The organism is Nocardia sp., from assembly GCF_025465275.1.
Lineage (GTDB): Bacteria > Actinomycetota > Actinomycetes > Mycobacteriales > Mycobacteriaceae > Nocardia.
Window position 1 is genome coordinate 39,040 of the sequence record NZ_JAODNK010000192.1, and the last position, 24,478, is coordinate 63,517.

The 24,478-nt window shown below is 65.2% G+C and carries 16 protein-coding genes and 1 pseudogene; 10 read left to right on the top strand and 7 right to left on the bottom strand.

Annotated elements, in window-relative coordinates:
* The first annotated feature begins 124 nt into the window (after window positions 1-124).
* Entirely contained in the window at window positions 125-3,592 is a 3,468-nt protein-coding gene (locus JWN03_RS39530; protein ID WP_297626625.1) for a serine/threonine-protein kinase, read from the top strand.
* Here JWN03_RS39530 and JWN03_RS39535 read toward each other — a convergent pair.
* The 4 genes from JWN03_RS39535 to JWN03_RS39550 form a co-directional block, all read right to left on the bottom strand.
* On the bottom strand, window positions 3,589-5,754 hold the full coding sequence (locus JWN03_RS39535) for a 3-hydroxyacyl-CoA dehydrogenase NAD-binding domain-containing protein (RefSeq protein ID WP_297626628.1): 2,166 nt from the start codon (window positions 5,752-5,754) through the stop codon (window positions 3,589-3,591). The two genes, JWN03_RS39530 and JWN03_RS39535, sit on opposite strands and share 4 nt — an antisense overlap.
* A 19-nt stretch (window positions 5,755-5,773) precedes the next feature.
* Window positions 5,774-6,982: an acetyl-CoA C-acetyltransferase gene (locus JWN03_RS39540; RefSeq protein ID WP_297626631.1), complete on the bottom strand. Its 1,209-nt coding sequence runs from the start codon at window positions 6,980-6,982 to the stop codon at window positions 5,774-5,776.
* Between the two features lie 187 nt (window positions 6,983-7,169).
* Complete coding sequence (locus JWN03_RS39545; protein WP_297626633.1) at window positions 7,170-9,086, bottom strand: 1-acyl-sn-glycerol-3-phosphate acyltransferase; 1,917 nt, start codon at window positions 9,084-9,086, stop codon at window positions 7,170-7,172.
* A 1-nt stretch (window position 9,087) separates the two neighbouring features.
* Window positions 9,088-10,581: an HAD-IB family hydrolase gene (locus tag JWN03_RS39550; RefSeq protein ID WP_297626635.1), complete on the bottom strand. Its 1,494-nt coding sequence runs from the start codon at window positions 10,579-10,581 to the stop codon at window positions 9,088-9,090.
* A 130-nt stretch (window positions 10,582-10,711) separates the two neighbouring features.
* Here JWN03_RS39550 and JWN03_RS39555 point away from each other — a divergent pair, with 130 nt between their 5' ends.
* Both JWN03_RS39555 and JWN03_RS39560 read left to right on the top strand, forming a co-directional pair.
* The gene (locus JWN03_RS39555; RefSeq protein WP_297626638.1) at window positions 10,712-12,151 is read left to right on the top strand and encodes a wax ester/triacylglycerol synthase domain-containing protein; all 1,440 of its coding nucleotides are present in this window, start codon (window positions 10,712-10,714) and stop codon (window positions 12,149-12,151) included.
* Window positions 12,152-12,339: 188 nt separating this feature from the next.
* Window positions 12,340-13,149: a hypothetical protein gene (locus JWN03_RS39560; RefSeq protein WP_297626641.1), complete on the top strand. Its 810-nt coding sequence runs from the start codon at window positions 12,340-12,342 to the stop codon at window positions 13,147-13,149.
* On the opposite strand, the gene JWN03_RS39565 is transcribed toward JWN03_RS39560, so the two are convergent.
* Window positions 13,100-14,158 (bottom strand): LLM class F420-dependent oxidoreductase, encoded by a 1,059-nt coding sequence (locus JWN03_RS39565; protein WP_297626643.1) that lies wholly within the window; start codon window positions 14,156-14,158, stop codon window positions 13,100-13,102. The two genes, JWN03_RS39560 and JWN03_RS39565, sit on opposite strands and share 50 nt — an antisense overlap.
* A gap of 73 nt (window positions 14,159-14,231) precedes the next feature.
* On the opposite strand from JWN03_RS39565, the gene JWN03_RS39570 reads away from it, so the two are divergent.
* The 4 genes from JWN03_RS39570 (at window position 14,232) to JWN03_RS39585 (ending at window position 18,298) form a co-directional block, all read left to right on the top strand.
* Entirely contained in the window at window positions 14,232-14,861 is a 630-nt protein-coding gene (locus JWN03_RS39570) for a TetR/AcrR family transcriptional regulator (RefSeq protein WP_297626646.1), read from the top strand.
* A 128-nt stretch (window positions 14,862-14,989) separates the two neighbouring features.
* Window positions 14,990-16,519, top strand: a complete 1,530-nt coding sequence (locus JWN03_RS39575) for an acyl-CoA synthetase (protein ID WP_297626648.1) — start codon at window positions 14,990-14,992, stop codon at window positions 16,517-16,519.
* A gap of 13 nt (window positions 16,520-16,532) precedes the next feature.
* The gene (locus JWN03_RS39580; protein ID WP_297626651.1) at window positions 16,533-17,432 is read left to right on the top strand and encodes an alpha/beta fold hydrolase; all 900 of its coding nucleotides are present in this window, start codon (window positions 16,533-16,535) and stop codon (window positions 17,430-17,432) included.
* 50 nt (window positions 17,433-17,482) lie between these two features.
* Window positions 17,483-18,298 (top strand): esterase/lipase family protein, encoded by an 816-nt coding sequence (locus tag JWN03_RS39585; protein ID WP_297626654.1) that lies wholly within the window; start codon window positions 17,483-17,485, stop codon window positions 18,296-18,298.
* A 120-nt stretch (window positions 18,299-18,418) separates the two neighbouring features.
* On the opposite strand, the gene JWN03_RS39590 is transcribed toward JWN03_RS39585, so the two are convergent.
* Complete coding sequence (locus tag JWN03_RS39590; RefSeq protein WP_297626657.1) at window positions 18,419-19,048, bottom strand: TetR/AcrR family transcriptional regulator; 630 nt, start codon at window positions 19,046-19,048, stop codon at window positions 18,419-18,421.
* Window positions 19,049-19,278: 230 nt separating this feature from the next.
* On the opposite strand from JWN03_RS39590, the gene JWN03_RS39595 reads away from it, so the two are divergent.
* The 3 genes and pseudogenes from JWN03_RS39595 to JWN03_RS45885 all read left to right on the top strand — a co-directional run.
* The gene (locus JWN03_RS39595; protein WP_297626660.1) at window positions 19,279-20,499 is read left to right on the top strand and encodes a DUF445 family protein; all 1,221 of its coding nucleotides are present in this window, start codon (window positions 19,279-19,281) and stop codon (window positions 20,497-20,499) included.
* 146 nt (window positions 20,500-20,645) lie between these two features.
* Entirely contained in the window at window positions 20,646-23,681 is a 3,036-nt protein-coding gene (locus JWN03_RS39600; protein WP_297626662.1) for a Tn3 family transposase, read from the top strand.
* Window positions 23,682-23,897: 216 nt separating this feature from the next.
* A pseudogene (locus JWN03_RS45885) lies at window positions 23,898-24,078 on the top strand (hypothetical protein); the annotation flags it as partial.
* A gap of 68 nt (window positions 24,079-24,146) precedes the next feature.
* Here JWN03_RS45885 and JWN03_RS39605 read toward each other — a convergent pair.
* On the bottom strand, window positions 24,147-24,478 hold a 332-nt coding region (locus JWN03_RS39605), incomplete at its 5' end, for a tautomerase family protein (RefSeq protein ID WP_297626665.1).

Below are 24,478 nucleotides of genomic sequence, written 5' to 3' on the forward strand. Positions count from 1 at the left end.
ATTTGAGCCGATGCGGCGCGGTATGCTGGCCATAAGCTGGCAGGCGAGCGGATTGCCCGGCCAGGTATCAGCAGAGTCCCCACCCCGGGCTGCGGAGGTGGATGCCGGGAGATTGGGCCGGTCGATGGTCAGCTTCGACCCGAAGCAGACGCAACGTGATCTCGCGTCGAGCATTGCGTCGGAACTGAAGGCGGCCGGATTCGACAGCGCCGTCGAGATCGGCCAGGGCGGGTTCGGGGTGGTGTACCGCTGTCAGCAGCCGGAATTGGACCGCACCGTGGCGGTCAAGGTGCTGACCGCCGACCTCGATCGGGAGAACCTCGAACGCTTCCTGCGGGAACAGCGTGCGATGGGCAAACTTTCGGGGCACCCGAACATCATCAGCATTCTGTTCAGCGGTGTGATCTCGGCCGGGCGACCCTACATCGTCATGCCCTATCATCCGCGAAAGTCGTTGCAGGACATGATCGAGCGTGAGGGGCCGCTACCGTGGCGCGACGCCGTGCGGATCGGGGTCAAGTTGGCCGGTGCGCTGGAGGCAGCCCACCGAGCAGGTGTGCTGCATCGGGATGTCAAGCCCGGCAACATCCTGGTGAGCGAATACGGTGAGCCCGAGCTGACGGACTTCGGAATCGCGCATGTCTCCGGCGGTTTCGTCACCACCTCTGGAGTCATAACCGGATCGCCCGCCTTCACCGCGCCGGAGGTCCTGAGGGGGCGTCCGCCGACCGCCGCCTCGGACATCTACAGCCTGGGGTCCACGCTGTTCTGCCTGATCACCGGGCACGCTGCCTTCGAACGCCGTACCGGCGAGAAGGTCGTGTCACAGTTCCTGCGCATTACCTCCGAGCCGGTCCCTGACCTTCGCGTTCACGATATTCCCGACGATCTGAGCCGGACCATCGAAGGCGCGATGTCCGAGCACCCCGGTGACCGCCACGCCTCTGCCGCGACCTTCGGCCGGGAGCTGTGCGAGATCCAGCGGCGGCACGGTATTCCTGTCGATCGGATGATGTTGCCGTCCGGCGAGGAATCGGACAAACAGCAGGATTCCGCGATTGTGGCCACGGATACGCCGTTCACGGCACCCCGCACCGCCGATCGGCCCTCACGCCTGACTGCCGTGCGGACTCCGCCGACCGCATCGACGAAGTACCGCCCGCCGACGCCCGCGCGCCCGCTGGTCGTGCGCGATCGGCTGCTGGAGATGCTGCGTGCCGGGAAACATCGGCGACTGGTCGTGCTCCACGCCCCGGCCGGCTTCGGCAAGAGCACCCTGGCCGCCCAATGGCGCGACATCCGCGTTGCGGAAGGCGCCCGGGTCGTATGGCTCAGCGTCGACGGTGACGACAACAATGTGGTGTGGTTTCTCGCCCATTTGATCGAGGCACTGCGGACGGCGCTACCCACTCTGGCCGAGACGCTGAGCCAGCAGCTCGAGCTACACGATGCGGAGCCGGACGTCTATGTGCTCTCAGCTTTGATCAACGAGATCCATTCCGGTGGTGAGCAAGTCGCTGTCGTGATCGACGATTGGCATCGGGTCACCGATGCCGCCTCCATCGCCGCGCTGAGTTATCTGCTCGATCACGGTTGTCACCACCTGCAGGTGATCGTGACCAGCCGCAGTCGGGCCGGACTGCCGCTCGGCAAGCTGCGAGTGCACGGCGAACTTGTCGACATCGACGCCGACGCACTACGTTTCGATGTTTCCGAGGCGCGCTCGTTCTTCGCCGGGGGCGGTCCGGAGCTCGCTCCCGACGACATCGCCCGACTGACCGCGTCGACGGAAGGCTGGGCAGCCGCACTGCAACTGGCTTCGCTATCGCTGCGCGGTTCCGGCGATCCGAGCTACCTGATCGACCATCTGTCCGGGCGGCATCAGCCGATCGGCGACTTTCTGGCCGAGAACGTGCTGGACGGACTGGAGCCGCGACTGCTCGACTTTCTGCTGCGGACGTCGGTCACCGAACGGCTGTGTGGCGGTCTCGCCTCGGTACTGGCCGAGATACCCAATGGCACAGCGTTATTGGATGAGGTCGAGGCGCGCGATCTGTTCTTGAGCCGGATCGATGCCGATGGCGAGTGGTTCCGCTACCACCACCTGTTCGCCGAATTCCTGCGCCGCCGACTGGAACGCGAACACCCAGAGCGGGTTCCGGATCTGCAGCGAACGGCGTCTCAATGGTTCGCCGACCACCACTACGTGAGTGAGGCGGTCGATCATGCCTTGGCGGCGGGGGATCCCGCACGGGCAGTCGATCTGGTCGAGACCGACGGCACGCGACTGCTCGAACAGTCGCAGATGTCCACCTTGCTGGCGCTGATCGCGAAACTCCCACCGGCCGCGGTGATGTCGAGTCTGCGACTGCAGCTCGCTACGGTGTGGGCGAATCTACTACTGCAGCGGCCCGCGCCGGCGAACTCCGCTCTGGCTCAAGTGCGTTCACTGCTCCGAAGGCGCGGCGACGAGTCCCCCGATCGCCCAGGCGATGAGTCGTCCGATGCGGTCGAAATCGAGGCTGCGGTGGTCGATGCCGCCATGCGGGTATCGGCCGACCGTATCGACGGTGTCGACGAGTTGGTGTCCGGCGCACTGGCCCATCCCGAACAGCTGCACCCCTGGGTGGTCACCACAGCCGCCGACATGGCCACCTTGGTGGCCCTCCACCGGTTCGACTTCGCGTCGGCGCACCGCTGGCAGCAGTGGGCGACCGAGTATCACCATCGCGCGCACGGTCCGTTCAGTGTTATGTACGGATACTGCTTCGACGGCCTTGCCGCGAACCAGGAACTCGACATCGCGACCGCCGAAGCGGATTTCCGCAAAGCGGTGCAAGTCGCCGAGCAGACCGGCGGTGGCCGCGCCCATGCCGCACGCATCGCGAGCGCGCTGCTGGGCGACCTGCTGTTCGACAAAGGCGATCTGGATGCGGCCGAAGGTTTGCTCGATGACGGGTACCAACTCGGCAGCGAGGGCGGCACCGTGGATCCCATGCTCGCCATCTACGGAACCGGCGCGCGCATCAAAGCCTTGCGTGGTGATCTGGAAACGGCACGGCAGCGATTGGACGAGGGCTGGCGTATCGCGACCACACTGTCACTGCCGCGCCTCGCGGCCGGAATTCGGAACGCGGGCATCCGGATCGGAATTCCGGTACCGGGGGAGCGAGATCCGGCCTTCTATGTGCAACTCGACCCGGCCGCTGGGGCGAACGGCATCGAAGTTGCCACCGCCGAGCTCGAGGAGGATTCGGCAATCCGGGAACTTCTTGCCGGGCAATCCATTGCTGCGGCGTCCAAGGCATATGAGCGAGCCACGGCGCGAATGCACCGCATTGCCGGGCAGGGCCGCCCGAGAGCGCTTTTGGAAGCAACCCTGTTGGTGACCACGTGCCTGGCCGCACTCGGCGACAATGACCGGGCGATGGCGACGCTGGCCCCGGTCGCCCGCCAGTGCGCTGAGCACTCCCTGAGCGGACTGCTCCGACACGGCGGCCCCGCGGTGCTCGAGATTCTGGCGGCCGTCGCACGTGACAATGCCTCCGGCAGGGGACTGCCGGAGGCATTCGTGACCGAGGTACTGCGTTAGCGGTAGGACTCGGCACGAGCGGCTTTGGCCACCAGGGAGTCCGGGGGAGTGAAACGGTCGCCATAGCGTTGGGCGAGCTCGTGTGCCCGTGCCACGAAGCCGGGCAGGCCGCCGTCATAGCCGTTGATGTATTGCAGCACACCGCCGGTCCAGGCGGGGAAGCCGATTCCGTACAGCGAACCGATATTCGCGTCCGCGACCGAAGTCAGCACGCCTTCGTCGAAGCACCGCACGGTTTCGATCGCCTCCGCGAACAGCATGCGTTCCTGCATATCCCGAAACGGAATCGCGGTGGTGCCGGACCCGAAGGCATTGCACATCCCGGACCACAAGCCGGTGCGCTTGCCGGACTTGTCGTAGTCGTAGAAGCCTCTACCGGTGGACCGGCCCTCGCGCGCGAATTCGTCGATCATGCTGTCGATCACGGCCTCCGAGCCGTGTGGCATCCAGGTGCCGCCGACAGCCTCGAGTGCGGCCCGCTGCTCCTGGCGGATCTTGCGCGGCAATGTGAGGGTCAGTTCGTCCATCAGCTGCAGCGGCGGCGCCGGGTATCCGGCCTGCATTCCGGCTTGCTCGATCACCGCCGGATCGACGCCCTCGCCGACCGCGGCAACGGCCTCGCCAAGGAATGTCAGGATCACGCGGCTGGTGAAGAAACCCCGGCTGTCGCCGACCACGATCGGCACCTTGCCGATCTGCTGGGTGAAGTCGAAGACTTTGGCCAGGGTTTCCCTGGAAGTGTTCTTCCCGGTGATTATTTCGACCAGCGGCATCTTGTCGACGGGGGAGAAGAAGTGGATGCCGATGAAATCCTGTTGGCGCCGGACGCCTTCGGCGAGCGTGGTGATCGGCAGTGTCGATGTGTTCGACCCGAGAACCGCATCGGGCTCGACAATGTCCTGAATCTCTTGGAACACACGCTGTTTGACCTCGACGTCCTCGAACACGGCCTCTACAACGAAGTCCACCCCCGCGAGATCATCGGGAGATGCCGTCGGCGTGATGCGGTCGAGCAACTGCTGTGCGTCCGCCTCGGTTGTCGACCCGCGTACCACCGATTTGGCCTCGAGCGTCTCGGCATATGCCTTGCCGCGTATCGCGGAGGCGAGCGTGAGGTCCTTCAGTATCACTTCGAGCCCGGCCTGCGCGCAGACGTAGGCGAGTGCCGCGCCCATCATCCCGGCGCCGAGGATGCCGACCTTTCGGGCCGCGAACTTCGGTATGCCGGTCGGTCGGCTGGCGCCGCCCTTCACGGTCTGGAGGTCGAAGAACGCCGATTGAATCATGTTCTTCGCGATCTGGCCGGTGACCAGGGGAATGAAGTAGCGAGTCTCGATGAGTGCGGCCGTGTCGAAGTCGACCTGGGCGCCCTCGACCGCGGCCGCCAGGATCGCACGCGGAGCGGGCGCGGGGGCGCCCTTCGACCGGCTGCGCAGGTGTGCGGCCAGTGCTGGAAGCCGGGTTGCCAGAGCGGGATCGGCCGGGGTGCCCTGCGGAATGGTGTAGCCCTTGGCATCCCAGGGCTGAGCTGCCTCCGGGTTCAGCTCGATCCATGCCTTGGCGGCGGGCACGAGTTCCTCGGTGGTGGCGACGATCCGGTGAATCAGGCCGAGTGCCAGTGCTTCTCGCGCCGGGAGCCGTTTCCCGCTCAACAGCACCTCGTCCAACGCCCGCTGCACGCCCAGCAGTCGCACGGTGCGCGTGACGCCGCCGACGGCAGGCAGCAGCCCCAGGCCCACCTCCGGCAGGCCGACGACCACTCCGCGCTCGCAGGCGATCCGGTGATGGGTGGCGAGGGCCAGCTCCAGTCCGCCGCCGAGCGCGGCGCCGTTGATGGCCGCTACTACGGGCCGGCCGAGCGTCTCGAGCCGCCGCAATTGCTGTTTGAGCCCGTTGCAGAAGTCGGTCCAGTGCCGGGTGTCAGCGGGTGTGGTGGAGATCAGGTCGTCGAGATTGCCACCGGCGAAGAACGTCCTCTTGGCAGAGGTGAGGACGACTCCGCGCAGGGAGTCGCGCTCTGCGACAAGGCGATCCAGCGTCAGGGTGAGCGACACGAGGAACTCGTTGTTCATGGTGTTCGCCGAGGCGGCAGGATCGTCGAGGGTGAGCACGACGATATCGTCCTCGCCGCGGTCCCAGCCGATGGTTGTTGTGTGCGTCATTGCAGAATTCCGTTTTCGCTCAGAGTCGTTCGATGATGGTCGCGATGCCGATGCCGCCGCCGACACACAGCGTGACCAATGCCCGGCGGTCCCCGCGCCGCTCGAGTTCGTCGATCACGGTGCCGACGAGCATGGCGCCGGTAGCGCCGAGCGGGTGACCCATGGCGATCGCGCCGCCGTTGACGTTCAGCTTCTCGTCCGGGATGTGCAGATCCTGCTGGAATTTCAGCACCACGGAGGCGAATGCCTCGTTCAGTTCGAAGAGGTCGATGTCGTCGAGGGTCAGCCCAGCGACGCCGAGCACCTTCTCCGTGGCCGGGCGCGGCCCGGTCAGCATGATCGTCGGATCGGCGCCGGAGACAGCGGTGGCCACGATGCGGGCACGCGGTGTCAGCCCGAATTGTTTGCCCGCCAGCTCGTTTCCCACGAGCACCAGCGCCGCACCGTCGACGATGCCGGAACTGTTGCCGCCGTGGTGGACGTGGTTGATTCGTTCGACAGCCGGATACTTCTGTAGTGCAACAGCATCGAAGCCGGCTGCGCCGAGCGTCGCGAACGAGGGCTTCAACCCGGCGAGCGACTCGACTGTGGTGCTCGGACGCCGATGTTCATCATAATCGAGCACGGTGGCTCCGTTGAAGTCCTTCACCGGAACCACGGACTTGGTGAAATACCCACCGCTCCAAGCGGCTTCGGCGCGACGTTGCGATCGGACCGCATAGGCGTCGACGTCCTCGCGGGTGAATCCCTCGATGGTCGCGATGAGGTCCGCTCCGATGCCCTGCGGCACGAAGTGCAGGTCGTAGGCGGTGGCCGGGTCGTTGAACAGGGGTCCGCCGTCAGTGCCGATCGGAACGCGCGACATCGATTCCACTCCACCGGCGAAGACCAGGGACTCGAATCCCGAACGAACCTTTTGTGCGGCAAGGTTCGTCGCCTCCAGCCCCGATGCGCAATACCGGTTGACCTGAACGCCTGCAACGGTATTCGGCAGTCCAGCGGCCAGTGCGGCGGCCTTGGCGATATTGCCGCCCTGGTCGCCGACCGGCGTGACCACGCCGAGCACCAGGTCGTCGAGGGCGGCGGGATCGAGATCGGGGAAGCGCGTGCGCATCTCGTGGATCAGTCCCACTATGAGATCGATCGGTTTGACGCTGTGCAGCGCACCGCCTTTTCCCTTACCTCGGGGGGTGCGAATCGCCTCGTACACGATTGCCTGATTCGGCATCGGGCTCTCCTTGTTGCAGCCTGCGGCCGGATCGATGGACGTACATCGGCCGCGGTGGCGGCCCGGAGGAGGAACGACGAATCGTGTGCTCCGGGCAGCTGTCAGATATCCACGCGGGTGCGGTGGTCAGCCGAACGTATCGCAACAGGGCACCTACAGTCAACACTGACTGTAGGTGTTCCTCGGGTCATTTCGCGGCGACGGGATGGCCGTTGCTCGCAGCGTGCGGTACTGGGGCGATTGTGCCGCTGGCGAGGAGCTCGACCGACTCGAGCAGCGTGTCCAGCTGCTGCGTGAGTTCTATACGGCCGTCGAAGATTCCGGCATCTCCGGGTATATCCGGCACCAGCCCGCGGTGCCTCGCCATCTTCAACGCGGTCGTGAACATCTCCCTGGATATCGATTCGGCACTGGCGATCCGGCGCTGCCAGGCCCACTGGGTGGCCAGCCGCAGGCAGCGATCGAGAAACCGGCCCTCGTCGAACGTGTCGTCGGCATCTCCGGTCATCAATTCCTCGGCGACCACCCGGTAGGCATCGAGGAACGGCCGCAATACCAGATGCGCCACCAGCGGCGCACTGCCGGCCAGCCAGGCCGCGGCATCTGACCGGCGTACCTGAGCAGGTCGGCCGACGCCGCTCATGATCCCCACCTCGTCCCATATCTCGTCGGCGAAGTCGGCGCGGCCGGCGAAGAAGAAGTCGAACTTGAGCAGCTCCCGCAACGCCAGTGCCTCGGTCCAGCCGGTGCGGGCGTCGCCATTCGGTGTGCGGACGATCGCCAGTAGCGCGAGCTCGGTGATCGCCCGGACCAGCAGAACATGCACCGCGCTATTGCGGTATACGGCCGCTACCAGGTGCTGGTTGTCACCGACGGCCCACACCGTGTCCGGACCGCCGTCGTATCGGGTCAGTACATCGGACCGCACGAGATCCTGGAGGGTCCGTGCGATCGTGGCGCGGTTGGTGAGATCGGCTGCGCCCGCGACCGGCCACTTGCGTGCCGACAGATAGCGGGCGAGCGGCGCGACGGTCGCGCAGACCTGTTCGAGGGTGAGGCCCCGATCGGCGCCGAGCATCGCGACACACACTGCCGCGGTGGCGGATACGGGAGTCGCCCGATTGATCCGATGGCAGGCCTCGAGTGCGATGCGCTCCACGATCTGCCGGTCGTCCACACCCTCGGCGCGCAACTGCGACATCCGGTCGTACAGCGGGATCGGCGTGCCGAAATCGAGATAGATTCGCCCGAGCCGGTTTTCGAGTCCGCGGGCGTATTCGACCAGCCAGCGCAAGTTTTCCGGCTGCTTGCGAGATCCGCGGGATTCCGAGGCCATCAGCTGAATCTCGTGCAGGGGGAGTTGGTCGTACATGATCGACACCGGAACAATGAGAGCGTTCGTGGCTCTGAATGATTCGACTGCGTCGGTGACATAGCGCAGCAGGCCGTGCCGAGGCGGGCGTAGTTTGCCGGTTCTGGTGCGTCCGCCTTCGATCGACCAGACGAGGTTCTTCCCGTCGGTGACCATTCGCCCGACCAACGCTCGTAGCGCGAGCCGATAGACCGGCATATCGCCGGAAGCTCTTCGGACATGGACGATTCCATTGCGCCGCGCGAGCGTGCCCAAGGGAAAGAAGTCGAGGTTGGCGCCGGCCATTCCGTAGCAGGGTGAGAGGCCTGCCTTGACCAGGGCTGGGGGCAGGGCGAACTCGTCGAGATAGGAACGGTGCGATACCAGAAAGATCAGCGTGTGCCTGCGGTCCAGCCGGCGCAGCTCGGCCAGCTCCTCTTCGTCTGTGGTGACGTCGTAACCGCGCACCAGCCACTCGGCGATGCGGTGCCAGCTCTTCACGACTGCCGGTTGGTGGGTGGCGGCCATCTCGCGTAGATAGTCGGCGGCCTCGGCGCGGACGCTTTCGGGGTCGCGCCCGAGTTGTTGAGCCAATTGTGCGGTGGCAGTGTGGAATTCGGCGGGATGGACCAGGGCTCCGTCGGGGAGGTAGCTGGGGCGTGACGTTACGATGTCGGCTTTGCCGGCGTCGCGCCACCCGAACCGCCGCAGGGCAAGTCCGGTGTTCAGTGCCGTGTGTAGCAGTCGAGTCATATCAGAGTCCTGTTCCGGGTGCATTCGCAATTGCCTTGGACCACTGCTGCCCGGCCTCGATGCCCGGCCAGTCGTCGAGGGTGTCCACATAGAGCCGGTGTGTACGGGAAAGCCACTCGTCGATATCGGCGTGTGTCCAGCCGAGTGTCGGAACCGGCTGATGTGCAACCACTTCGACCGTTCCAGGCCGCGCGACCCGCGCATTGCGCCACATGATTTCGCCGGCATTGCGGATCACGACGGGAACGATCGGGACACCGGCCTCAACGGCCAGGCGGAACCCGCCCTTCTTGAACGGGCCGACCTTCGGGCTCAACGATCGGGTGCCCTCCGGCGCGATCGCGATCGAAGTGCCGGAGCGCAGCATCGCCACCGCGGGCTGTAGTGCGGCCACTGCTCGTGCGGTGCTCGAGCGATCGACGAACGCGACACCGGCCAGGTCGAAAATCGGCCCGAACAACGGCATGTCGCGTACCTCCGCCTTCATCACCATCGTGTACCCGCGCCGCAGCACCCGTGCGGTGACGAGCGCGTCGATGAGGGTGCTCTGATGGTTGACCAGGAACACGGCCGGGCGCTCTGACCACACGTGTTCCTCGCCGGTGATCACGATATTGATATCGCCTACCCAGCTCGCGATATCGCCGAACAGTGTGGTGGCCAGATCCATGCCCCCGCGCCTGCTGTGAGTGAGCAACCCTGCGGCGATACCCACCCCTGCGGTGGCCAGCAGGGTGCCGAACATTGCTGTGGTGCGCAGCGCTGGAAGCGGGTCGAGGCTTCCTGGCTTGGTGGCGAAAGTGATTCGAGGCCAACCTTTCTCGCTCGCCTGGCGGGCAAGCTCCGACTGCGGGTTGATAGTGCGGGGCTGTCCGACGGAGGACAGGAACGGGACATCCTCGTCTCCATTGGCATAGCCGAAGCTGGCGTCGAGATCGATCCGCCGGCGCGCCGCGAATTCGCGCACCGCCGCCGATTTGCCCTCGCCCCAGAGCGGACGTCCCGAGATGCGGCCGGTCGCAATGCCTTCGGAGATCTCGAGTTCGGTGCAGAGTACGTGCTCGATTCCCAGCTCCCGGGCCATCGGCGCGATCTGCATTCGCGTAGCCGACGAGGCGATCACCACCGTGTGGCCGCGGTTCTGATGCGCGCGCACCAGTCGCCAGGCGCCGTGGAACAGAGTGGCGCCGATATCCCTCGAGAACAACTTCTCGCCCAGTTCGAGCAACTCCGTCTCGGTACGGCCCGCCCAGCCGCGAACGCCGCGCTCGATCAGATCCGCGAATTCCGATTCGTCGAGCGAACCCCGAAGTGCCGCAAGGGCTGTCCGGACGAGTTCATCCGGACCGATCTCGAGATTGCGGGCCCGGTGGGCGTATAGCGCCTCGGCCGAGTAGCCATCGATCACTGTTCCGTCGAAATCGAAGAACGCGGCTACATGAGGACCGGGCGGTCCGGATTTGATGCTTGCGACCGCCTCATCGACTGTGGACACGGCGACTCCTATTCTCCGCCAAAACATATGAAGTCCCGCGCCGATGCAGGCTCTGTACAGCAGAAACGGTAACACAAAGCTTTGGTCACATACTGTTGGATATCCAACAAAGTGACCTTATAGTTCGGTCATGCGCGATGCTCCGGGGAGACAAGACGATTCGATGGCGACGGCGGACCGAGCCCTCTCGGACTGGGGTGGCGCGCCACAGTTGAGCGCTTGGGAAGCACTCATGTGGCGTGCCGAAGGCAGTCCGCGCACCCGCTCGGCCGGTGTCGTCGTCGAGCTGCTCGAATCCGAACCCGAGTGGGAACGGCTGGTTGCCGCGCATTGGAAGCTGATCCGGAGGATCCCCCGGCTGGGGGAGCGCGTGGTGGAACCACTGCTGCCGCTGGTGATGCCGGTGTGGGCGGCGGACCCGGCCTTCGACCTGAGCTATCACCTGCAGCAGGTGCGTGTGCCAGGTGCTGGATCGCTCGAGGAGTTGAACGAATTGGTGGCGGCCTTCGCGGCGCAGCCGCGGGATCCGCGTCGTCCGCCGTGGGAGGCCGTGCTGGTCTGCGGTATCGCTGGGGGAAAGTCGGCCTATCTACTCAAGCTGCACCACAGCCTGTGCGACGGACTCGGGATGCTGCAGCTGCTGGACCTCACGCATGGGCACGGCCCGCAATCACGGGATCTCGGCCGCGTGCCTGTACCTGCGCGGGGTACGACCGATAATCCGGCAAGACTGCTCGTGCGGGGCCTTCGTGACCAATTGGCCTCCGCCCCAGGAGAATTGCTGCGCGTTTCTGTCGACGCCGCTGCGCGTTTCCGGGCCGACCCGGTTGGAGCAGCGGCCGGGGCACTTCGGTTCGCGGATTCCCTGCGCCGAATACTGGCGACTCCGCCCGCGTCGGGCTCAGCGGTCTGGCGCGACCGGGGGATCGGATACCGGGTACTCACCCTCAACGTGCCGTTGGGTGGGCTGAAGGCTGCCGGGAGGGCTGCGGGAGGATCGGTCAACGATGCCTTCCTTGCTGCGCTGCTCGGTGCCGTTCGGCACTACCACGAGCGCGTCGGCGCAGTGGTCGGGGATATCCCGATGGCCATCCCCGTGAGTCTTCGCACCGATCGTGATCCGCTGGGGGGCAACCGATTCGCTGGTGCGCGTTTCGCGGCGCCCGCTGGAGAGGCCGATCCGCGGGCCCGGATCATGGCTATCCATGACGTGATCGCCGGTGCGCGTGCCGAACCCGCGATCGGATTCCCCGACCTCATCGCACCGCTGCTGAGCCGCCTGCCGGGTGCCCTGCTCACCGATATCGCCGCCACCATGACCGAGGGCACGGATGTGCAGGCATCGAATATGGGCGGGGTCGGCCGGACCCTCTATCTCGCCGGTGCTCGGGTGTCCCACATCTATCCGGTCGGTCCGCGCCCTGGTGTCGCCGCCATGGTGACGATGGTGTCCTATCGCGAAACATGCTGCGTAGCTGTCAATCTCGACCCAGAGGCGATATCGGACGTACCCGGGTTCGCGGACTGCCTGCGGACGGGATTCGACGAGGTGCTGGAACTGGCGGATTAGTCCGGGGCTGATCGCATCCGCAGGTGCCGGCCGAGTCCCCCTCCTGGGGGACAGGTTTCCCCCTGAGGGAGATCGCGCAGCTGTGACGTCCGGCATAGGTTCGAGCTCATGCCGGTTCCGTATCGGAACCGATGAGTGAATCACCCGATGGGCCGAACACATTCGACGTGTTCGATAGGAGACCCCCCATGCCGATGCAACCGATCGATCACCCGCTCAATCTCACGATGCAAGCCGTTCTGACCTACGGCAGTTGGGGTATCACCGTCGTACTGATCGCTCTCGCGATCAGAATGGGGCTGCGCGAACGAACGCCCTTTTACGTGCTGATGGTGCTGGCCGCGATGGTGGCGGCATTCGCCGAGCCGCTCTACGACACCGCGCTGGTCCTGTATTTCTACTCGACGGACGGCATGTACACGCATTTCACTGCCTTCGGTGTGCCGCAGCCGATTTGGACGCACAGCGGCTATGCCGTCCTCTACGCGAGTGCGGCGATGTTTATCGCGCAGGCGATTCACCGCGGCACACTGACCAGCCGTGGGCTGTACGCCTTCGCCGGTCTCGAATTGGTCATGTCCTCGGTCTTCGAGATGGTCGGAATCAATGGCGGCGCATACGCTTACTGGGGTCCGCATGTTTTCCGGATTTTCAAGTACCCGCTCGTGATCGGTGTGCTGGAGGCGGCGCAGGTGATCTGTTTCGCGGTGGCGGCGGCGCTACTGCGGAAGCGGGCAACGAATCCCTGGCAGCTGCTCGGGCTGTTCGTGCTTTTCCCCTGCACGTTCTTCATGGCCAACTTCGGAGCCGGTGCGCCCACAATCATTGCGCTACACCTGGATCACGTCTCGGAGACTCTCATCAGGCTCGGCGCCGTGGCCAGCATTGTCGCGGCGGCGGTGCTGATCCGCGCGGCCGCGTCATTGCTGCCGTTGGCTTCCGGGCCGGTCACTCCGGCCGAAGCGCCGGTGAGCCCGAAGCATGCAGATCGTCGATGATGACGCGCCGCACTGACTCTTCCAACGGGTAGGGCGTGTACAGGGTGAATCGGTCGACGATGCCCCCGAAACGGCGTTCGATCGCGGGGCCGATGGTCGCCGGTTCGCCGACGACTGCGAAAGTGTCGAGCATCTCGTCGTCGATCAGGCCGGCCATGGTGGACCAGTCGCCCGCCTTCGAGAGGCGATGGAGTTCGGTGTGCAGACCTTCCCACCCATGCAGATCGAGTACGCCGCGATATGCGGGAGTGGCTCCGTAGAAGGCCAATTGGGCTTTGACCGCGGCCACAGCCTCCTGCAGGGCTTGCTCGTCGGTGCCTGTGGCGAGCAACCCCGGGTAGCTGATGGTGAAGTCGGCGCGGGAGCGTCCGGAGGCGGCCAGGCCCGATTCGATGATGGGCAGTGTGGTCTCGCGCAGGTAGCGCTCGGTGGTAAATCCGTGCAGGACCAGGCCATCGGCTGCTTCGGCAGCGACGCGGGTGAGCTTGGGTCCCACCGCGGCAAGAAGAATCGGCGGGGTGCCCCAAGGGTTGGGCTCGGGGCGGAACATCGGAGTCATCAGCGTGTGCTGGTAGAAGTCGCCACGAAAGTCCAGCCGCTCGTCCAACTCCCAACTGCGCCAGATCGCACGCAGCGCCCCGATGAACTCGCGCATACGGTCCGCCGGCGCGGACCACGGCATACTGAACCGGCGCACGATATGGGCCTCGATCTGCGAGCCCAAGCCGAGGATGAAACGCCCGGAACTGAAGGCGTGCAGGTCATTCGCCGCCATCGCCATCGTCATGGGGTTACGCGCGAAGGCCACCGCGACGGCGGTGCCCACCTGGATCCGCGGCGAACGTTGCGCGGCAGCGAGCAGTGGCAGGAACGGGTCCCGGGCAACCTCCGTCGACCAGAGTCCGTCGTATCCCAAGCGGTCGGCGAAATCGACCTGATCATTGATGACGGTCAGATCGCCACCGCCCGTTCCATCGATCGAGCCGCCGATGTTTCCGTCGACCAGCATGTGCACCGTTCCTTCTACGACAGACAACAGTCAGTTCTGACTGTACATCGGCGGCGGGCCGTAGGATCGGGGCATGACCGCCTCACGAGCCGAGAACTATCTGCAACTGCAGGAGAAGCGCAGTCGAGCCAGCCGTCAGCAGATCCTCGATGCGGCGGTGCAGTGCCTGGTCGAGAACGGCTATGCCGGGGCGTCGACGCTGCGGATCCAGGAGTTGGCAGGCATCTCTCGTGGTCGGCTACTGCACCACTTCCCCTCCCGAGACGAACTGCTGGTCGGGGCGGTGCAGCACCTGGCATCCACCCGGGTGGCGGAACTGCGGGAGGAGGTAGGGGCGACGATCGTCGCGGCCGACGACGATCCGGCGCGCATCGATGAAGCGGTCGGGGCGATGTGGACCAATTTCCATCAGCCCTTCTTCTGGGCCTCTATCGAACTCTGGGTCGCCGCGCGGCACAACGAAGCACTCCGGGATGCGTTGCGGCCCTCCGAACATCATCTGCAAAGGGCGATCTACGAAACCTTGGAGGTCATGTTCGGGTCGGTCTGGGCGGCCCGCCCGCGCTACCGGCAAATGGCTGACATCCTGCTATCCAGCATGCGGGGGGTTTCGCTGGCCTACGGATTCGATCCGCGCACCCCCTCGCGTGATCCGCATCTGGCGCAGTGGCGCGATATGGCGCGTGTGCTACTGGGCGAGTAGGCCTCCCGCGCTCTGCAGTCAACGCTGACTTGAGCGACAGTCAGCATTGACTCTTGCTGTGATGTGCGGCACGCTCTATCCACGGCGCGGCGATGAGGCACGCGCTGGGAAGTGCATGAGGAGGTCCCATGTATCCGGGCGTCTATGCCGAGCGAACACCCGATCGGCCCGCGGTGATCATGTCCGATACCGGTGAAACGCTGACCTTCGCCGAACTGGAGGAACGCTCGATCCGGCTGGCCCGGCTCCTGCACGAGCGGGGGCTGCGCCGGGGAGACAATTTCGCACTGCTCGCGGAGAACGGTCCGCGCTACTACGAGGCCTACTGGGCGGCCAGGCGCAGTGGTCTGTACATCACAGCGATCAACCACAATCTCAGCCCCGATGAAATTGCCTACATCGTGAATGATTGCGGTGCGCGGGTTTTGATCGTTTCGGCAAACAAGTCGGCCGCAGCGACGGCGATCGTCGAGCTGACCCCACACGTCGAAGGACGATTGGCGTTCAACGGCACGATTCCGGGCTACGCCGACCTCGAGGCGGAACTGGCAGGGACCGAGGCGATTCCGGTCCCGGACGATCGAGTCGGCGGCGACATGCTGTACTCGTCCGGAACCACCGGATTGCCCAAGGCCATCAAACAGCCCCTGCCGGAGCGACGCCTGGCTGAGCGGGGTGATCCCTACGTCTCGGTCTTCGGCAAGATGTACGGCTTCGACGAACAGACCGTATACCTTTGTCCCGCACCGCTTTACCACGCGGCCCCCTTCCGGTTCGGTGGCTGGGTGCATGCGCTCGGCGGCACGGTCGTCGTGATGCCGCGCTTCGATCCGATAGCGGCCTTGCGGACGATCGAGCAGTACCGGGTCACGCACAGTCAGTGGGTGCCGACCATGTTCGTGCGCATGCTCAAGATGCCCGAAGAGGAACGTTCGCGGTTCGATCTATCGAGCCTGCAGGTCGCCATTCACGCCGCCGCGCCGTGCCCGATCGAGGTCAAGCAGGCAATGATCGACTGGTGGGGGCCGATCCTGCACGAGTACTACGCCAGCACCGAGGGCATGGGCATCACCCTGATCGATTCGCCGCAATGGCTGGCGAAACCGGGATCGGTGGGCAAGGCAGGCATGGGCATTCTGCGTATCTGCGATGACGCCGGCAAGGAAGTCGCGGTGGGTGAGGTCGGCACCATCTACTTCGAACGCGAGACCCTGCCGTTCACCTATCACAACGACCCCGAGAAGACGAAGTCCGCGCAGCATCCCGCGCACCCGAACTGGACGACCAGCGGCGACATCGGTCGAGTCGACGACGACGGTTACCTCTACCTCACCGATCGCAAAGCGTTCATGATCATCTCCGGTGGGGTGAACATCTACCCGCAGGAGATCGAGAATGTTCTCACCCTGCACCCCAAGGTCTTCGACATCGCGGTGATCGGCATTCCCGACGCGGAATTCGGTGAACAGGTGAAGGCCGTCGTACAGCCCGCCCCGGGGGAGCAACCGGGGCCGGAGCTCGAAGCCGAATTGATCGAGTTCGTGCGGGAGCGGATCGCGCACTTCAAGGTGCCGCGCAGTATCGACTTCGTGACCGAGTTGCCGCGGACCCCGACCGGCAAGCTGCTGAAGGCCCAGTTGCGTGAGCAATATGTCTAGTAAAGGAAATCGAATGTCACACCACCAGTTCGTATTTCGCGCCAGCGACGGCATCGGCCTGGCCGGCTATCGGTGGAATCCGGAGGGGCAGGCGGTTGCCGCGGTCGTGCTTGTGCACGGCATGGGTGAGCATGGTCTGCGATATGCCGAGTTGGCTGCGAAGCTGACCGGGCAGGGGTACGTCGTCTACGGTTACGACCACCGCGGGCACGGCGCGACAGCGGATCCCGGCGCGCGGGGAGATCTGGGCCCCGGCGGCTGGTCGGCCCTGGTCGCGGACATCGGAGTGTTCGTTGACCATGTCCGTGCCGAAAGTCGCGGGCTTCCAATCGTATTGATCGCCCATAGTATGGGGTCGTTCGCGTCCCAGCAGTTTCTACTCGACAACAGCTGGTCCGTCGACGCTGTCGCACTGACCGGAACGGCGGCGCTCGACCTGCTCGAACCTGCCCTCGATCTGGAACGGGACCTCGATCTGGCGATGTTCAACGTTCCTTTCGAACCCGCCCGGACCGACTTCGACTGGCTGTCGCGCGATGATGTGGCCGTGGACGCGTATCTCGCAGATCCATTGTGCGGCTTCGGAATCGATCGTGCGTCGACCAAGGCGATGTTCGCGGGCGCACGCAGATTGGGCGATCCCGCGCAAGTTGGGAAGATTCGCTTCGACCTGCCGATCTACATCGCGGTCGGATCCAAGGATCCGGTGAACGCCGAGTTGGTCCTGGTCGAGGTGCTGGTGCAGCGGTTGCGAGACGCCGGTGTAGAGGATGTGACGTTGCGGGTCTATCCGGATGCGCGGCACGAATTGTTCAACGAGGTCAATCGCGCCGAGGTCACGGCCGACCTGGTGGATTGGCTCGGCCGCGCGCTCGCTCGCAAGGATATCGAGGTGGTCCGCAGAGCGCGGTGATACCGACTGCGGCCCAGCTGAGTTCGTCGGACGAATCGGGAGGCGAAGAGATGTCCGTCCGTTCACATTGCGGCGCGCTGGTGGTGTTCGTTGTGTGTGTATGCCTGGCGCTACTCGGTCCGGTGGCAGCCTCGGCCGAGCCGGCTATCGGACCTGTCCAGGACAATTGGTCGGCGGCGCTCGCGTACTCCGTGCTGAATCCTGCGGCAGTTCCCCAGGGGATCAACGACTTTTCGTGCACGCCGGCGGTCGCGCATCCTAATCCGGTCGTGCTGGTCAATGGGGCATTCGAGAGCATGTACGTCAACTGGTCGATGCTCGCCCCACTGCTGCGGTCAGAGGGATACTGCGTGTTCGGACTCGACTACGGCACCGTCGGTGGGCTGCACCAAGTCGGGCCATTGCGCGAATCCGCCCGTGAAGTGGGCGCATTCGTGGATCGGGTGCGGAGCGCGACCGGGGCGGCCAAAGTGGATCTTGTCGCGCATTCCGAAGGCGGCCTGGTGGGCTTGTACTTCATCAATCAGCTCGGCGGGTCGGACAAGGTCGCCACTATGGTCGGGCTGGCCCCGATCACCAACGGGATCAGTGCCTACGGACTGCTGAACGCGATTGCCACCAACCCTGCCGTGCGTGATGCGGTCGGTGCCGTGATTCCCGCTGTGGCAGATGGAACCTCGGGTTCAGCCTTCGTTCGGGAGACGGGCATGAGTGGGATGACCAGGCCCGGCGTCACCTACCTGACGGTCAGCTCGCGCACGGATCTTATTGTCGCCGTTGGCGAATCACAGTTGCCTGCGGGGCCGGGTGTGACCGATGCCGTCGTGCAGGATAGCTGTGCTGCCGATCTGACCGATCACAAATGAAATCTCGTACGACGAGAATGTGATTCGCCTGGTGCGCAATGCTCTCGATCCCGCGCACGCGGGCGCGGTGGAATGTCGCGCGGTGCTGCCGCTCCTCGGCGCGGGCCCGCGGTGAACTCCTCACACGCCCAGCACCGCGCGGGCCGCGTCGGCCAGGAGCCGGCGCAGGCGATCCTCGGGCAGACCGGTGTTGTGGAACAGCGTCGACTGGATCGCGCCGATCGCGGCATGGACGACGGCTCGAGCGTCCGCATCGGACAGATCCTCGCGCAACTCGTCGAGCAGATGCACCCATTCTTCGATGTACATGCGCTGCTTGCGTCGCAGTCGGCGGCTGTCCTCGTCGGGCAGGTTGTTGATTTCGTTGTGGTAGACCTGCGCCAGCTCGCGATCGGCCACCACGAACTCGACCTGGCCGTCGATGAGCCGGTTCAGGGCCAGCCGGAGATCTGCCACCGACTCCACGATTTGATGTTCGTCGCTCAGCAGATTGTCGATCGCGCGGTCGAACAGCGCCACCAGTACCGCGGACTTGCTGTCGAAGTGGCGGTAGATTCCCGACCCGGTGATGCCCGACGCCTGGCCGATATCGGAGATGGACACGGCATGAAAACCCTTGCGGGCGACCAAGTCCGCGGCGGCACTCAGAATTCGGTCCTTACGGGCGGGGTCGCGGACACGAGTTGGTGGCCCGGCCTCGCGGGCGGTTTGCTCGCTGATGATCAACCTCTCGGGGTGTGTGGCCGACATTGCTGCCAATGTTAGTCGAAATTGACTAGCAGCGGAGTCGTTGTCGGGCGAAACGGTAGTATATAGCTTCGAACTGCCATTATGATGTGGTAGTTGGCGGCGGAACGATGAGGTGTCCGCCAGATAGTGATCCGTGAGTAACATGACTGCGACTCGGATCGACCCCCGGCGGCGAACTTCCCTGAAATGGGCGCTGAACCGGTGTCCCGAATAGATCGGATGGGCACCTGGTGCCGATACTGCAGGATATCGCTGCCCACTGGCCTGTTTACGCCATGATGCCGCTCGTAGCTGCGGCAATCGGCTACATCACCAAACTCGCCGCGGTGGAGATGATGTTCCGGCCCATCGAATTTGTCGGCATCCCACCGTATCTCGGCTGGCAGGGCGTCATCCCACGCAATGCCGCCCGGATGGGTGCCGGTGCAGTCGATCTCATGCTGGGGAAGCTGGTCGACCCGCAGGAGATCATCGCGCGCATCGACCTGGACGATCTGATGCAGCGGCTCGCCGATCCCATGCATGCGATGGTCGCCGAGATGACCCGCGAACTGATGAACGCTCTGCAGCCGACGCTGTGGCAGGCACTGCCGGAAGTGGTGCAGAACCGAATCATCGGCCGGGTCGAGGCAGCGGTGCCCGGAATGCTGGACACCTATGTCGTTGACCTGCGCGCCAATGTCGATGTGGTGCTCGACATCCGGCTGCTCGCCGTCAAGGCGCTGATCCGCGATAAAGCGCTGCTGGTCAAAATGATTCGGATGATCGGCAACAAGGAGATGCGGTTCATCGTCCGAGTGGGTATCCCGTTCGGCCTCGTCCTCGGCTTCGTCCAGGCCGGCGCCTGGGCGCTGACCCACTCACCGCTGATCATGCCGTTGTTCGGAGCGGTCACCGGACTCACCACCGACTGGCTGGCCCTGCAGATGATCTTCCGTCCGGTGCGGCCCCGGCGATACCTGGGCCTGTTCACCTGGCAGGGCCTGTTCATCAAACGCCGCGACGAAGTATCCAGGGACTACGCGAAACTCGTTGCCGAGGAGATTCTGACCCCGGCGAATGTGCTCGACGAACTCATCGCCGGCCCGAATTCCGATCGCTTCCTGTCAATGGTGGATCACGAGATCCGCAGTGCCGTCGAAGCGCACATCGGACCCGCCAGGCCACTGGTCCAACTCGCCCTGGGCGTTCGCTATCTCGACCTCGAACGCATAGTTTCCGAGACGGCCGTGCGCCACATGCTGGATCGCACCGACCAGTTCGCCGGCTACGCCACCGAAGCCATGAACCTTCCGGAGTTCCTCACCGGAAAGATGCGGCTGATGACCGACAGTGAGTTCGAAGGTCTGCTCCGCCCGGCCTTCAAACAGGACGAATGGAAGCTGATCGCCGTCGGCGCGCTACTCGGACTGCTGATCGGCGAGGTGCAACTACACCTGCTACTGACCTGACGACCTGTTGCGGGGCGAAGGCGGCGAGCCCCATCCGGTCTGTATCGCAGGAGTCGCTGAATCGGGGGTTGAGGAGCATCCAGGAGGAAAGTCACGCTAAGCACACGGGGTGAATCCTGTTGCTGTGCTGGTGATTTCATGGCAGCGTGACTGATGAGGGTTTGCCCGGCTACGGGCGTTTCGGTGCGTTGTCCCGTGTGGAGCTCGAACGGTTCTGCTACCTCGACGACGAGGACCGCAGGCTGATCGCGGCGCGGCGCCGCGACTACAACCGGCTCGGGTTCGGACTGCAGGTGGTGACCGTGCGCTACCTGGGAATGTTCCTGGCCGACCCGGTCGCTGTCCCACCGGAATTGGTGGCCTACCTCGCCGAACAACTCGACATCGACGATCCGGGCTGCCTGGACGAGTACATGGTGCGCCGCACCACCCGTTTCGAGCACCAGGGCGAGATCGTCACCGAATACGGTCTTGTCGCTTTCGCCGAGGCCGAACCCGAACTCGCGGCCTGGATCGCCGATCAGGCCTGGGTCACCGGCGATGGCCCGAAGGCGATCTTCGACGGCGCGGTGGCGTGGTGCCGGGCCCGGCGCGTGCTGCTGCCCGGGGTGACCACGCTGGACAAGCTGGTCGCCACCGGCCGCGAGGCCGCCGAGCTTCGACTGCGCACCCAGCTGGCCGGGCAGCTCGGTGCAACGGAGGCCTCGGCGCTGCTGGGGTTGCTGGAGGTGCCGGCCGGGACCAGGCAGCGGGTCAGCGAGCTGGATCGGCTGCGCAAGGGTGTGTTTCGTCCGTCCTCGAAAGGGATGCTCACCGCCCTGGAGCGGGTCGGCGAACTCGCTGCGGCGGGGTCGGCGCGAGTGGATGTCTCGGCGGTGCCGCCGCGGCGGCTGCTGGGTTTGGCCCAACACGGCCTGGCGGGCAAGGCGACCGGTTTGCGGCGGATGACCCGCGAGCACCGGCTCGCGGTGCTGGTCGCGACGGTGTCGGTGCTGGGTACGCGCGCTGCCGATGACGTGCTCGAGTTGTTCGACCTGCTGATGACTACCGAGCTGCTGTCCAAGGCCGAGCGCGAATCCAAGGACGAGAAGCTGCGCCGCTACCCGCGGGTCTCGCGTAACGCGGGCCGCCTGGCCAAGGCGGTGGCGGTGCTGCTGGAGATGGTGGAGATCGACCAGCAGGTCGAGTTGTCGGTGGTGTGGGACCTGATCGAGGCGAAAGTCTCCGGCGCCGAACTACGCTCGGCGGTCGCGATCATCACCGAACTCGTCCCGCTCGGCGACGCCGAACTCGACGGGCAACCCGCCGAGGAGCTGGCCGGGCGCTTCGCCACGGTGCGCCCGTTCCTGCCGCGATTGATGCGCACCATCGCCTTCGGTGCCACCGCCGACGGTGCGCCGGTGCTGGCCGCGATGCGCGTCCTGGGTGAGTTGATCACGGTCAGATCCGGGCGGGGACCGGCGCGCTGGCTCGATGCCCGCGCCGTCGATCACGACCTGATCGGCGGTGCCTGGACCCGGTTGGTGTACCCGGCCGGGCGACCACCCGAGACCGTCGACCGCGCCGCCTACACGTTCTGCGTGCTCGAACAGTTCCATCGACATCTCAAGCACCGCAACATCTTCGCCGAGTCCTCCTCGAAATGGCGCGACCCGCGTGCGCACCTGCTGGCCGGAACCAGCTGGGAGAGCGCACGCGAGGCCGGCCTGAACGCCCTGAACCTGCCGGGTGAGGCGGCGGGAATGCTCGCCGCGCACGCCGAAGCCCTCGATGCCGCCTACCGGGAGGTCGCCGCCCGTTTGGACGCCGACACCCCGGCTACGGTCGACGACGAAGGGAAACTGCACGCCGCCGCGCTGGTCGCGATCCCGGATCCACCGAGCCTGACCGATCTGCGCCGCCGGGTGGAAGCGATGCTGCCGCGCATCGATCTGCCGGAGCTGGTGTTGGAAGTGATGGCGTGGCATCCCGGTTTCACCGAGGCTTTCACTCACGCCTCCGGCAACCCGGCCCGGGTCGCCGATCTGGGTTTGTCGGTGGCGGCGGTGCTGTGCGCGCACGCGATGAACGTCGGGTTCGCGCCGGTGATCAGCCCCGGGGTCGAGGCGCTGACCCGTGACCGGCTGCACCATGTCGATCAGTCCTACCTGCGCTTCGATACCCTCGCCGCGGCCAATGTCGCCCTGATCGAGGCCCAGGCCCGGATCCCGCTGGCCCAGCTCTGGGGCGGTGGCCTGGTCGCGAGTGTGGACGGTTTGCGGTTCGTGGTGCCGGTGCGCACCATCCACGCCCGCCCCAACCCCAAGTACTTCGGCCGCAAACGCGGCATCACCTGGCTGAACATGATCAACGACCAGGCCGCTGGTCTTGCCGCGCAAGTCCTTTCGGGCACTCCTCGTGATTCGCTGCACGCCGTCGATGTGGTGTTGCGCCAGCAGGGCGGTGTGGTGCCGGAGGCGATCATCACCGACACCGGTTCCTACAGTGACATCGTGTTCGGGCTGCTGCACCTGCTCGGACGCCAATATCGCCCGCAGCTGGCGAATCTGCCCGATCAGCGGTTGTGGCGCATGGACCCGGGCGCGGACTACGGGCCCCTGGACAAGGCCGCGCGCGGGCGTATCGACTGCGAGCGAATCGAGCGGCATTGGGAGGACATGTGCCGGATCGCGGTCTCGATCCACACCGGCGAAGTCTCCGCTCATGAGGTCACCCGCATGATTTCCCGTGACGGGCAACCGAGTTCGCTCGGGCACGCGGTCGCGCACTTCGGGCGGATCTTCAAATCCCTGCATGTGCTGCGCCTGGTCGACGACGAACCCTACCGCCGTGAGATCAAAGCCCAGGCCAACCTCACCGAGGGCCGCCACGACCTGGCCCGGCGGATCTTCCACGGCCGCAAGGGCGAGATGACGCGCACCTACTACAACGGCATGGAAGACCAGCTCGAAGCACTCGGCCTGGTCCTGAACTGCGTGGTGCTGTGGAACACCGTCTACATGGACCGCGCCCTGGCCGAGTTGCGTGCCCAGCACTACCCGGTTCTCGAGGTCGACGCCGCGCGGCTCTCGCCGTTCATCCGCTCCCACATCGGCATCGACGGCCACTACAGCTTCCACCTGCCCGATCTGGACGGCACACACCGACCGCTGCGCGATCCGGACGCCCCCGACGACGAATGAGCCCCTGGCCCAGCACTCTTCCGCCGAAGAGTGTCGGCGGGTCGCCCGATACTGATCGTCATGAGGGGTTCCAGTAGTAATCGCCGAAAAAACAACGGATATGGCGTAGTTCGCTGGTAGAGGCTGGTTTTGGTGTTCGGTGGGCGCGATTGCTTTGCCGGATCTGTGTGCGGGGTTGACGCCAGGTTCATGGTTGGGTCGGGCGCGGTCCGCGGAGTGCTTCGGTTGGCTGAACAGCTGAAGTACGGGCGGCAGAGCTTCGTTCGTACGACAAGCGAGCCGAAACCACGACCGAGCATGTGCGGCCGCCAGCTCGGCATCTGAGCTGGCGGCCGGCAAGGACGAGCTCGATGAGGTCCTGTTGGCGCGGGCGATGGAGCACGATTCGCCGACGTTGTTCGGGCCGCCGACACGCGTCCTCTGCGGACGCGTGATTGTGCGTGTTCTACTGCGAGAGAGTGGGATTCACCCCTTGTGGGCGGCTATCTCGGTGAGCTGAGCGCGGGCGGCGGCGACCAGGTCCTCGTTGGTATTGGCGTGCCCCGAGAGTCCCCAGCCACCGGAAACGGCCTCGGTGAGCTGCACCCAGGTCCGTTCGATCAGGGACGGGTCCCCAGCGGCCTTGGCGACGAGGTCGGTCAATTGGCGGACCACGGCGAGTTGTTTGTCCCGGTCCAGTGCGCCGGCGTTGGTCAGGACTTGGATGCGCACGTAGGCGCTGTCTCCGTCGACGTTGGAGAGTCGGTCGGCTGGCAGGTCGTGAACGAACGCGGCGGTGTTCTTGCGAAACATCGGAA